The following is a 12520-nucleotide window of genomic DNA, read 5'->3' as shown; positions in this document are numbered from 1 at the left end:
GAGAAATCACCTTTATAAACGCGCTTCTTCAACTTTATATTGGTTTTGTTCTTGATCTTGTTGTTGCTGCTGCTGATCTTTTTCTTGATCTTTCTCTTCATCTCTTTGATGAATTGTAGCAGCAATCATATGTAGAGGTGTTTGTGCTTCTTCAATAGTTGGCAATTGTACAATACTTGATCCAACAGTCAATTCTGTCAAATTCAAATGACGATTTTTTAATGCTCCTACTAAACTAGCAAGCTGAGAGGGATTATTCACAATGAGATTCATTGCTTCTGCCATCTGAGTATTATCTACAAAATTAGAGAATTTTACAGAAAGGTCTGTTCCAGATTGTACCAATGTTAAATTTGCACCTGCAAAAATTTCAGGAACATTACCTTCAGTATCTAAAACTAATTCGATTAACTGCTGCCCATTAACATCAGCAACCATCATAGATTCTACAGTGTTAGCAATAACTTCTTCCACCCACTGTAAATCTGCACTAGCAACAGCTATTGTAGCACTTTCTACAACAACTTCACTAGAAATAGGAGCAGCGACATCTACAAATGCCATTCCTGCTGTAGGATTATCATAAGCCATGAAGCCTTCACTGTCTTCTTTATCTTCTTCTTTAGAAGATACAGTAGATGTTTTCTCTTCTACATGCTTATCATCAGCTCCTCGAGATTCTTGACGAGAACCTTTATTGGAAACTTTATCCTGACGATCTTGTTTTGATTGTTGGTGGCCTTCCAAAGAAAATACTTTAACGTCGCGGTTATCTTTAGGCTCCGGACCTACGTCCTGTTGTACTGAATGGCGATCTGTCTTGCAACTGTACAAAGACTCGGTTGTTTTATTTAATTCCATGAACTAGATTCCCCCGATTCACGTTGTTTTTTCTTGCGCAACTGATGAAGCAGTTGTCCCATTTCATCTTGCTCTTTTTCTATTTCTCGCGCTTCTTCTTTGAGAGCTTCTTTTATCCACTCTTCTTTATGCAAACGCGTTTTTTCTTCTTCTTTTCGCCGTTTGGCTAAATTAACTTCTGCTTTTTCCAGCTCTTTGGAAGCTGCTAAAACGCTCTCTTTTTGTTTATTAACCTTTTCTTCTTCTTCAGCCAGTTGTACAGCAACAACTTTAATATAGGCTTTTCTCTGTAAAACCGCATCACTCGTTGTGCCTTCATCTAACAATTCTCGCAATTGTTGAATCTTTTGCATATAGTGATTTTTCACTTTGTCACGAGCAGTTTCGATTTCTCTTAATTTCTCTTGTTCTATCTCTAAAAGACGACGCTTTTCTTTAACAACTTTTTCCGCTCTATCAACACGATCTTTTTTAATCGCTAGAACAGGCTCTAACGGGTATTTAGGCACGGCATTTTACCCTTAATATCTTATCGGAAAATTGCCCGAAGTTGTTGCGCAGCTTCCTCGTAATTAGTCTTTTCATGGATATCTTGCTTTAAGAATCTATTCAGCTTATCTATGTGATCTATAGCAAAATCCACTTCGCGATCGGAACCTCGGCGATACTCTCCAATACGTATAAGCATTTCGTTTGCTTTATACTTTGCTAATACCTCACGAGCTTTTCCTATAATGCGCCTTTGTTCTTCAGGAACAATTGCTGTCAGCAAACGGCTAATTGATGCTAAAACATCAATAGCAGGATAGTGATACGCCTGTGCTAAAGCGTTAGATAAAACAATGTGTCCATCAAGAATCGATTTAACCTCATCGGCGACCGGTTCATTCATATCATCTCCGGCAACAAGCACAGTATAAAATGCTGTGATTGTTCCTTTATCTGATGCTCCAGAACGTTCTAATAATCTAGGTAAGGTTGAAAATACTGAAGGCGTGTATCCTGCTCTAGCTGGAGGTTCTCCAGCAGCCAACCCGACTTCTCTTAATGCTCGAGCAAATCGAGTTACAGAATCCATCATTAAAACAACAGTCTTCCCCTGATCTCGGAAATACTCTGCTATAGCAGTACCTACATAAGCAGCATTTAATCGTAGTTGTGATGATTGATCTGACGTGGAAACAACGATCACCGATCGTTTCATTCCTTCTTCTCCAAGGTCCCCCTCGATAAACTCACGAACCTCGCGGCCCCGCTCTCCGATGAGAGCAATCACATTAACATCAGCTTCTTCAGCATTTCTAGCAATCATCCCTAGAAGAGAGGATTTACCCACCCCGGCTCCAGCGAAGATCCCTATACGCTGACCTCTAGCTACTGTGAGCATACCATCGATGCATCGCACGCCTGTGGACAAGATTGTTCTTAACTTTTCCCTATGCAATGGATCAGGTGGTGCACGGAAAATAGGATAGGTTTCATTAACATCAACTAAAGGTCCTTTTGTCTCAGAATCAATAGGTTCTCCCAAACCGTTCAACACACGTCCTAAAAGACCATTACCCGCACGGATGTACAAAGGTAGACCAGTTGGGATAACTTCTGAAGAAGGGCTAACCCCCGAAAGCTCTCCCAATGGCGATAGAAAAGCAAAATTTTGTGTGAAGCCAACAACCTCAGTAACGAGAGGCTCCATGCCGTGACGTTTAACCAAGCATACTTCCCCAACACGAACATTGGGAACAACTGCTTTGATTAACATACCGACAACTTCAGTAATACGACCTACGACTGTAGTCAAATGTACATCGTTTAATTGCGACATGAGCGTGTCAAAATCTGTCGTCAATTCGTCCATGTTAACCCAATTGTGTGGTCATTATCGTCTTTATACTACTTACCGTAGTTCCTACAATACTAGCAAAGAGTTCTGCCCTTTGCGTTGCTCTTTGAACAGCGTACTGTACTTTTAAAAAGTCGGCTAAATTTTCTCGCTCTCCGTTTCTATCAGAAAAATACAGAAGAGCTCTATTTAATACTTCCTCGCCTGAGGAAACCCAATTGATCATCTTACGTGTAACAGAAGCGTTTTCTTCTTCTGTCTTTTTCTCTAAACTTTGCTGAGTATGTTCAGCTATGTCGCTGAGATCTCCATTGATTAAATCGATAATCACACTAACAGCTTCAAAATGTTCAGGAGATAATCTATTTTGATCTTGGTTTTGTAAGGTTGATTCTGCATCCCATAAACGCTCTTTGAGATTATTTATTTGTTCTTTGAGCTCTTCAGAATCCAAAGCTTCTTCTAATTCAGGATCAATGATATTAGAATTTCTATCTTGCATCATTGCCATAGGATTAGGTTTTAGATCCTCGATATTTTTATTAAGTGCATCCGCGGACATTCCTAAAGAAAATGCAGGGACTTCCTTATTTAGCTCACTCGCTAAAGGAGTTCCTGAAGGCTTTTGTATAGAAGCTGTTTCCTTATCAGAGTCTAAATTCGGGAAAAGCTGCAAAGGATCTATCATAAGACAACAACCATGTGTATTTTATTCAGAACCAAAAAATAGGTTAACCTAAAGGCCCACCGCTTTTAGCTACTAGAGTATCATGCCAGTCTAAAACGGATTGAGCAAGAATTCTTGTTGATTCTATTTCACAATTTTCTAACACCTGATCTGCCAATTTTAAGCAATTTTCCAAGCTTTCACGGCGCACTTCGAAAGAGCTTCCTTGATGCAAGACGATCATCATGTGTGTTAGAGAAAGGAAAGACTTAATGCTCCAATTATCGACTTCTTTTTGTGCTAAAGCGCTTAATCGCTCTTCTGCAGCAAAAATTTCCATCTTATGCAAGTCAATCAATGCTAATCCTAATTCGTGACCATAATGGTCAGGTTTTAAGATTTGTAAAGATTGAAAAAGCTTTTTCGCGCTTTCTTCATCACCTTGTTTGATAGCCAACATGCCAGCTTCAAACAACAACGCAAAATCTGCTTTAAATAATTCCAAATCTGCCATGATCCTTCTCTTAGTTTATTAACTTCCTTTAACAGCTCTTGCCATAGTGATCATCTCTGTGTTCACAGCTGTCAAGATGTTGGATACTGCTTCCATGTACTGTGATAAAATTTGCATACGAAATTGCAAATTAAACATCGTACCTAAGTCAACGGTACCTTGCGTTGAGGTTTCTAATTCTGTTAAATATTGTTGCACACCTTGGACGTATTTACATACGCCATTAAGCATGTCATTAAAATTAAATGCTGAGCAACTACTTCCGCTACCACTCATAAATTCTCCACTACTTATCTAGTCTGTTAAACCATTTTGCGGTTCATCCGCCCGAGAACTTTCTGAAGGGCTAGATATCCTGCTAACAATGCTTGTTGTTTCTCAAAAAATGCTTTATCAGAACCTTCTCGAAGAGAAGCATTCAATTTTTGCACTTTATCCTGCACATTAGCTTTGATCTCCTGAGCTTTACTCAGATCCTGCATGTCTTTCTCTAAATCAAACAACTGATGAGAAGATTTATCTTCTTTAGCAGCTGTATTTTCCATATTAAACATAGTATTTTTCCTAAATACAAAAGAATTAACAAGCCTTAAAATTAGCTATTTATTGTACTCGATTTTATATTTCAACCCTTCCTTCTCTAAAAAGATACAGTTCGGTTGGATGCTTGTTACCGTCATTCCATCGACAACGTCACCGCGGGTCAAAATCCTACCATTGACTACAACATTAATGCTTACGTCACCATATTTTGAATACCCGGTTACACGATAACGGCTAGGATACCGCAAATTTAAATCTATTATCCCTTCTTCAACAGGTAACAAAACAACAAAGTTTTTCACAAGACGTACGCCAGGCAAATTAGAGATCTCCTGAACAACAGAACGGAATTTCTCCCCATCCGCATTGTTTACATATCCAGTAAGAACAACTTCGCCATTAACAAAGGCTACATGAATATTTGCAAATCCTGATTGCAAAAGTTGACCAGCAATAGCTTTCAACATTTGTGATTCTATGATTACCTTATTCTCAAGTAGGGAAAGATAGTTGAAATGCACATTAAGATAATCAGAGAGACACACAGCCTGCTCTTCTGTTTTTAGATATCCTGTTATCACGAATTGGCCAGGTTCGGGAGAATGCATACTCACGCCCTTAAACTCTACTCTTTTTGATAACAATATATTAATTTCTTGCCAGACAGCCTCGTCATCAATAACGTTGTCATCAATAGATTTGATGAAAGACAAAGCGTCCATTTTATAGAGAAGCTCACTTTTATCAATACTATTTTTTACATGTCCGATTAAAAAGAGCTGTCCGTTATTTTTATTAAATGTGTAACGAACTGTCGGAAATGTATTTACTACACGTTCGATGTCTTCTTGAAAGTCCACATTCTCGATAGGGACGACTTCTTTCGTATGGAATAAAGAAGCTGTACCTATGCCGAAAAGTATAGCTAAGCCACCAATAAACAACGTAAGTATAAATGATCCTGTAGGGAGAGTAGCTCGTTTACGTTTTTCTTCTTCTTCCTGAGCAGCTTGCTCAGCCACTTCTTCAGCATCTTGAGGACGCCCAAATAAACCGTAATCTTCTGGAGCAAATGAGGCTACAATTGTATCCGCAGGAGCAAGATGATCTATCAGTAAAAATAAAGTTGTTCCTAGAGCAACAACTTGATTGGAACTTAGGGTAGAGCTGTGCTCTATTTTCTTCCCTTCAATGATTATACCGTTTTTACTACCCAGATCTTCCAACATGGTAGAACCATCGTTACTTACGATGATTTTTGCATGGCGATGTGAGACGCTAAGATCATTAAAGACAATATCTGCAGATGCAGGATCGCTACCTAAAATGTAAGATTTTCCCGTATCCAAATGAAATTCTGCACCGATATTGGCTCCAGCCAATACTTTTAATAAAAAGCGCGAGGGCTGAGAAAGATCTACAGAAACATTTTTTTGAACAATGTCATCTATTTCTGCAGGAAAAATACCCTGATCAAATCTAAAGAGATCTTGCACATTAAACGGAGACAAGACTTCAGCTTTGTCAGCTTTTTTGTTCTCTTCTTGATTTTCCTCTTCGGGCTTCTCTTCAGCTTCTTCTTTGTTATCAGTCGTTTCTTCAGAAGTTTCTTTGTCGTGATGTGAATCTTCTACATCCTGATTCTCATCAGTTGTAGGTCCTTGGGGAGTGACTTCTTCTTTTTTAGAAGCGGGAGATTCTTTGACAGGCTCACCTTCTTTAGGCCGATCACCTTCTTGAGACTGTTCCTGCTTAGGAGAGTCAGAATCTGGCAACGGCTGCTGATTTTGATTAGGCAAGGCTCCGTTTTCTTCCATAGTAGCATGCTGGGTTTCAGTATTTTTCACATCCCCCAATGGGGATTTTTTCTTTTTTGTTCCGGAATCGGGTAGCGTATCTATATCTACCTTATCTACCTTTTGATCGGAAGTTTTCTTCTCTGACTTTGCAGAAGCTAAGAAAGCTTCAGCAAGTTCTTTGTCTTTATCATTAGGAGAAGCATCGGAAGAATCTTGCTGCTTTGAAGAAGAAGGTTTTTTTTCATTGTCCTGTGAAGACTTGCTTTTCTTCTTCGTCTTCTTTTTACTATCGGCAGGTTCAGGCGAGACATTAGTTGTATTTTTTGAAGAAAAGTCAAAATCGTAAACAACATCTTCAGGATCAAATTCATTCGTGAAAAAAGAATATTGATTACTGCCAAATGTTAAGCTATCACCGTTTTGCAGAGATGTTGTCTCTATTATCTCTTTTCCATTTACAGTAACAGGATGTGTACTGTCTAAGTTTGTAACAGAATAAACACCCTCTTCTTTACTTATAACAACCTGAGTATCAGCAAGCTTAGGATCTTCTAGCTGAATATCACTAGTTGCCTCATCCCTTCCGATTGACCAGCTTGTTCCTTCTTCAAGAACTAAAACAAATCCTGACAACGGGCCTTTATCAATAATTAAACGTGCACCCATGTTTTTCTACCCCTGTTGCCTATTGTCCTTGTTGTGCTTTATTTAGTCCCAAATCTTCTAGCCAGGTTTCAGAAAAATTCATAAAACTCTCTATGTAACCAGCAAAATCTTCATATGAAACTTCTTCGGGAATTCTACGTGTCATGACAACATGGCCTTCGGAATCCAATCCTAAAGCGCTACCTCCTGTTTCTCTACCAAACAAGTTCGCTACCATCATTTGTAAGTATACTTTATTTGTATCCACAGAAGGAGCCAACTCCCCTAAGAAAGCACTAAACACAATTTCATTATCTGCATTTTGTAGTACACGTATCTTGACAAGATCACTTATAGGCAAGACATATGCTCCATCAGCATCGAATTCGAGGGTTGACGTTATACCAATATACGTGGCAAAATTTTTTATCAATTTCTCCAACATGCACGCTCTTCCTATACAGGAACGGCTGTCTCTTCTCCACCGAAAATTTAGACAACCTCTTTTCTAGACTTAGCTTTTTCAGCCTTTAAATCGAGTTATGCCAATACAAACTTTAAAAATAAAAACGATTTCTTGTTTCTATAAACAATATCATGTTCGTTTTCTTGTGCATCTTTTTCACTATAAAGAACAAAAGACCTAAGAAAAATCGGGCTGATTTTTATTGCACTTGTTATCAACTACAATCTGCCAGTACTAGACCACACTGCATACAAATCCATCGCAGTTAGCGATAAAAGCCTAGAGTATTTTCGATAGCTGTATATGTCAAGAGACGAATTAGACGCTAAAGAATCAACAGCTTAGGACAAGAAGCTCGAACCTGGCTCGAAGGTATATGTGAGCACTTTTGTTCATAAACTTCCCATTGTTTTCTTGCTGCTAGAGCTAAAAATGGTTTTTCTTTATTTGTACATTGCTTACTAATTTGAAGTTTCTTCTGCACACGCTCGCTAATAAAATCCATATCCAAACATATGATATCTTTTGGACGTTCCATTAAAGTAAAAGTCCGTGGAACATTAAAATCAAAAATCACACGACTTGGGATGCTTGCCAAACTTTCTAAAGACAATCCGGAAAAATCTTTAGCTGATTCCGAAGATCCAAAGAAAATGACATCATAAGGTTCCCTAAAAGAAAGTTGACTACGAGCCACTGTATCGTAGGGCATGGAAATATTTTTTCGAGAGCAAAAAATTAGATTTCGGTAACCTTTCGCACTCAACCCATTTGCGATCTTCCGATTAATATCCGAGTAACCGATAAATAAAAGTTTGTCTTTTGTTGATTTACCATGCAAGTCTAGAGTTTCCTCAACTACAGACTCTATCGTTACAACAGGATAAGACAAAGAGACTTGAGAGCGAAAATCCTTTCCTTCTTTTAAAGCCTTCTGAAATAGAAAATGTAGAGCGAAAGGTAATTCTCTTTCTGTTTTCGCCTTAATATAAGCACGTTTCACCTGCCCCTGAATTTCTGTCTCACCAAAAATCAAGCTATCCATACCACTAGTAACAGTAAATAAATGGGTGAAGCATGCTAATCCTTGATAACAATAAGGGCGTGCTCCCAAAGCAGAAATTCGCGCAAGCAATTCTGATTGAACATTACTATTGCTTTTAGAAAAATAGTAAATTTCAGCTCTATGACATGTAAGTAGTAAAACGAAAGATTCGTCTCTACTGAAAAAACGTTGAGAAAATAACGAATTAGCTTCAAAATCCTTTAAGATATTAATAACTGCTTCTCTTTCTTTTAAAGCAGCCTCTCGATAGCTAATTCCAACAACCCCTAAGACCATAAGCACGTTGTGGTAATTTTTCCGCTTATTCCCTAAATACAAGAAAATAATAGAGAATTGAGAACGAAAGTAATCTAGGTGTATAGCCCAAGACAAAATTAGATGCCATCTATTTATCCATTTTCAAACTGTATTTTCTGTATAAAAAAACAAAAATAAATGGAATCAGGCCGCTATTTGAATACAAGATACTCCTCTAAATTCTTAAATATTCTAATTTACAAAATACCAATCTAGCCCAGGAAAAATACTATCTCACATGACAAAATCTAAAACGAGAGTATTACCAATTTCGAAACCGTAATTAGAAAAAGAATTATAAAATATCAGATTCTTGAACATTAATCTAAGACTTACGTCTATCTTGATTGAGAAAAAGAAATGTCGTAATCTGGCAAATCTTCTAGGAAAAGAGCTTGGATCCCTTTAAGTCTAACAATAAATAGAGCTGGTATTGAGAAATACTCATAGCACTGCTATGACTAATCGTTAAATTGTTTACTCAAACATCGCGTAATAAAATTCTAATATAAGTATTTTTCCTAGAACGCAATAAGAAGAATAGAAAATATGGCAACATATACTGAAGCTAGTGTTGTTTCTCTAGCCTCTTTAGAACACATCCGCCTACGTGCCGGTATGTATATAGGGAGATTAGGAGACGGCTCCCAAGTTGAAGATGGGATCTATACTTTATTTAAAGAAGTTGTAGATAATGCGATTGATGAATTTATCATGGGACATGGGAAGACCATTTCCATTTGTGCTGACTCCTGTAGTATAACTGTGCGTGATCGTGGTCGAGGCATTCCTTTAGGGAAAATGATCGAATGCGTCTCTAAAATCAACACAGGAGCAAAGTATACCCAAGATGTTTTCCATTTTTCTGTAGGATTAAATGGTGTCGGGCTAAAAGCTGTAAATGCTCTTTCAGAGACATTCACAGTACGCTCTGTACGTAAAAAAAAATACCATCTTGCAACATTTTGCAAAGGCATTTTACAAGACTCTCGTCAAGGATCTACGAAAGATCCTGATGGAACAGAAATCACTTTTTCTCCAGATCCAACAATCTTTACCAATTTCTCTTTCAATGATGAGTTCTTAAAAAAGAAAATTCGACGTTATACCTATTTACATCCCGGTCTTGAAGTAATTTGTAATAATGAAATTTTTGTATCCCAACAAGGTCTTCAAGACTTATTTAAAGAAGAAATTCCTGAAGAAACTCTCTATCCTCCTATAGCATTCCAAAATTCTGAATTATCTTTTCTATTTACCCATCTAGAAACATATAACGAACGCTATTTCTCCTTTGTTAATGGTCAGGAAACTATAGATGGCGGAACACATCTAGCAGCCTTCAAAGAGGCTATTGTTAAGGGAATCAATGAGTATTTTGGAAAGACATTTACAAGTAATGATATCCGTGATGGTCTGGTAGGATGCGTTGCAATAAAAATTGCTTCACCAATTTTTGAATCACAAACAAAAAACAAGCTTGGAAATACGCAAATTCGTTCGGGAATAATTAAGAATGTTAAAAGTGCTATTATTCAAGAGCTAAAAAAAAATAAACCCTATGCAGACCTTCTTCTCGATAAGATTAAGCTGAATGAGAAAACTCGTAAAAACATTCAATTTATCAAGCAAGATCTTAAAGACAAGCAAAAGAAGCTCCATTATAAAATTCCAAAACTCCGTGATTGTAAGTTTCACTATAATGAGCGTTCTCTTTATGGCGAGGCTTCGTCTATTTTCGTAACAGAGGGAGAGTCTGCTTCAGCTTCTATTTTATCTTCGAGAAATCCGCTAACACAAGCAGTGTTTTCGCTTCGAGGAAAACCTATGAACGTTTTTTCTTTGGAAGAAGAAAAAATGTATAAAAATGATGAGCTATTTTACCTGGCCACCGCATTAGGTATTACGAAAAATAGTACGCAACATTTGCGTTATAATAAAATTATCCTCGCTACCGATGCTGATGTAGATGGTATGCATATTCGCAATTTACTAATTACATTCTTCTTAAAAACATTCTTGCCGATTGTTGAAAACGATCATCTATTTATCTTAGAGACACCTTTATTTAAGGTGCGTTACAAAGATACAACTCTGTACTGCTATTCAGACCAGGAAAAAATACAGGCAATACAGAAATTAGGGAAAAAGGAAGCTAATTTAGAAGTAACACGATTTAAAGGTTTAGGAGAGATATCTCCTAAAGAATTTAAAGCTTTTATTGGTGCTGATATGCGCCTAACCCCTGTAACAATTGGTTCTCTAGACTCTTTAGAGACACTTTTACAATTTTACATGGGGAAAAACACTAAAGAACGAAAACAATTTATTATGGATAACCTTATTACCAACTTGTAGTTTATGCATGATGTTTCAGATCTTTTTAAAACACATTTTATGCATTACGCGTCTTATGTGATTTTAGAAAGAGCCATTCCCCATATTCTTGATGGCCTTAAACCTGTACAACGACGTCTTCTTTGGACTCTATTTCGTATGGACGATGGCAAAATGCACAAGGTTGCCAATATTGCTGGGCGCACTATGGCGTTGCATCCCCACGGAGATGCTCCAATTGTTGAAGCTCTTGTCGTTTTAGCAAATAAGGGTTATCTGATCGATATGCAGGGAAATTTTGGAAATCCTCTAACGGGAGATCCTCATGCTGCTGCACGTTATATTGAAGCTCGCCTCAGCCCCCTAGCTAAAGAGATTTTATTTAATACGGATTTAATGTCTTTTCATGATTCCTATGATGGAAGAGAAAAGGAACCTGATATTCTTCCTGCAAAGCTTCCCCTTCTTCTACTCCACGGTGTTGAGGGAATTGCGGTAGGTATGACAACGAAAATCTTCCCGCACAATCTTTGTGAACTTATAGAAGCACAAATTGCTATTTTGAATAATCGTTCATTTACTCTATTTCCTGATTTCCATTCTGGAGGCACTATGGACGCCTCAGAATATCAAGATGGACTAGGCTCTTTAATGATTCGTGCTTCTATTCAAACTGTGGATCAAAAAACTCTAATCATAAAAGAAATTTGTCCTTCAACAACAACAGAAACATTAATTCGCTCTATAGAAAATGCTGCAAAACGCGGTGTAATTAAAATTGATTCAATTCAAGATTTCTCAACAGATCAACCTCATATAGAAATAAAACTCCCCAAAGGAGTTTATGCTAAAGATATTCTTGAGCCCTTATTTCAATATACTGAATGCCAAGTCGTTCTCACGTCAAAACCTACGGCTATCTATAATAATAAACCGATAGAAACGTCTGTGTCGGAAATTCTAAGACTCCACACAGAAATTCTGGAAGGCTATCTACAAAAAGAACTCCAAATACTTCATGATGAACTCTCTCAAGAACATTACTACAAGTCTTTAGAATACATTTTCATTAAGCATCGTCTGTATGATACAGTCAGAGAAAATCTTTCTAAATTAGGCAATAAAGTCTCTCAGGAAAATCTCCACGAGGCTGTTTTGAACTCCTTAGCACCTTTCCTTGCTAGCTTACCTAACATTCCAAGTAACCAGGCCACAGGACAGCTTGCTTCATTAGCTATTAAGAAAATCCTCTGTTTTAATGAAAGTAACTATATTCGAGATCTTGCAGTGATAGAAAAAAAACAAACGGTTGTAGAAAAAGATTTGAGCAATATGAAGAAATTCACAATCAAATATCTTAAAGGTCTTTTAGCAAAATACGGCGAGCTTGGAAAAAGAAAAACACAAGTTTTATCATTTTCTAAACAAAAGAAATCAGTTCTTAAACAATAAATTTTAGTATAATCAAGAACAAAAAATTTC

General features: G+C 37.3%; 12 protein-coding genes. 2 read left to right on the top strand and 10 right to left on the bottom strand.

Features of this window, described 5'->3' with window-relative positions:
* Nucleotides 1–12: 12 nt before the first annotated feature.
* The 10 genes from C10C_RS00195 to C10C_RS00150 all read right to left on the bottom strand — a co-directional run bounded on the left by C10C_RS00195 (nucleotide 13) and on the right by C10C_RS00150 (nucleotide 8680).
* A complete protein-coding gene (locus C10C_RS00195) occupies nucleotides 13–861 on the bottom strand; it encodes a DUF5421 family protein (protein WP_117273734.1) in 849 nt (282 codons plus the stop codon).
* Nucleotides 852–1370: a type III secretion T3S chaperone gene (locus C10C_RS00190; RefSeq protein ID WP_117273733.1), complete on the bottom strand. Its 519-nt coding sequence runs from the start codon at nucleotides 1368–1370 to the stop codon at nucleotides 852–854. Before C10C_RS00190 ends, C10C_RS00195 begins: the two co-directional genes overlap by 10 nt.
* A 20-nt stretch (nucleotides 1371–1390) precedes the next feature.
* Nucleotides 1391–2719 carry a type III secretion system ATPase SctN gene (sctN, locus tag C10C_RS00185; protein WP_117273732.1) on the bottom strand — a complete coding sequence of 443 codons (1329 nt, stop codon included), beginning with the start codon at nucleotides 2717–2719 and terminating at the stop codon, nucleotides 1391–1393.
* Nucleotide 2720: 1 nt separating this feature from the next.
* Nucleotides 2721–3392 carry a CT668 family type III secretion system protein gene (locus C10C_RS00180; protein ID WP_117273731.1) on the bottom strand — a complete coding sequence of 224 codons (672 nt, stop codon included), beginning with the start codon at nucleotides 3390–3392 and terminating at the stop codon, nucleotides 2721–2723.
* A gap of 43 nt (nucleotides 3393–3435) precedes the next feature.
* On the bottom strand, nucleotides 3436–3885 hold the full coding sequence (locus tag C10C_RS00175) for a CdsG family type III secretion system protein (RefSeq protein ID WP_117273730.1): 450 nt from the start codon (nucleotides 3883–3885) through the stop codon (nucleotides 3436–3438).
* A gap of 18 nt (nucleotides 3886–3903) precedes the next feature.
* Nucleotides 3904–4161: a DUF5407 family protein gene (locus C10C_RS00170; protein WP_117273729.1), complete on the bottom strand. Its 258-nt coding sequence runs from the start codon at nucleotides 4159–4161 to the stop codon at nucleotides 3904–3906.
* 26 nt (nucleotides 4162–4187) lie between these two features.
* Nucleotides 4188–4439 (bottom strand): DUF5398 family protein, encoded by a 252-nt coding sequence (locus C10C_RS00165; RefSeq protein WP_117273728.1) that lies wholly within the window; start codon nucleotides 4437–4439, stop codon nucleotides 4188–4190.
* Nucleotides 4440–4484: 45 nt separating this feature from the next.
* The gene (sctD, locus tag C10C_RS00160; protein ID WP_117273727.1) at nucleotides 4485–6893 is read right to left on the bottom strand and encodes a type III secretion system inner membrane ring subunit SctD; all 2409 of its coding nucleotides are present in this window, start codon (nucleotides 6891–6893) and stop codon (nucleotides 4485–4487) included.
* A 19-nt stretch (nucleotides 6894–6912) separates the two neighbouring features.
* Nucleotides 6913–7317 (bottom strand): CesT family type III secretion system chaperone, encoded by a 405-nt coding sequence (locus tag C10C_RS00155; RefSeq protein WP_117273726.1) that lies wholly within the window; start codon nucleotides 7315–7317, stop codon nucleotides 6913–6915.
* 346 nt (nucleotides 7318–7663) lie between these two features.
* On the bottom strand, nucleotides 7664–8680 hold the full coding sequence (locus C10C_RS00150) for a glutamyl-tRNA reductase (protein WP_117273725.1): 1017 nt from the start codon (nucleotides 8678–8680) through the stop codon (nucleotides 7664–7666).
* A 570-nt stretch (nucleotides 8681–9250) separates the two neighbouring features.
* Between C10C_RS00150 and C10C_RS00145 the strand changes: the two genes are divergently transcribed.
* Nucleotides 9251–11059: a DNA topoisomerase IV subunit B gene (locus C10C_RS00145; RefSeq protein WP_117273724.1), complete on the top strand. Its 1809-nt coding sequence runs from the start codon at nucleotides 9251–9253 to the stop codon at nucleotides 11057–11059.
* Nucleotides 11060–11062: 3 nt separating this feature from the next.
* Nucleotides 11063–12490: a DNA gyrase subunit A gene (locus C10C_RS00140; RefSeq protein ID WP_117273723.1), complete on the top strand. Its 1428-nt coding sequence runs from the start codon at nucleotides 11063–11065 to the stop codon at nucleotides 12488–12490.
* Nucleotides 12491–12520: the final 30 nt, after the last annotated feature.

Origin of the sequence: Chlamydia poikilotherma, from assembly GCF_900239975.1 — a bacterium.
GTDB classification, from domain to species: domain Bacteria; phylum Chlamydiota; class Chlamydiia; order Chlamydiales; family Chlamydiaceae; genus Chlamydia; species Chlamydia poikilotherma.
Note: the sequence above shows the minus strand (reverse complement) of the source record. Positions and strands in the feature narration are given on the sequence as shown.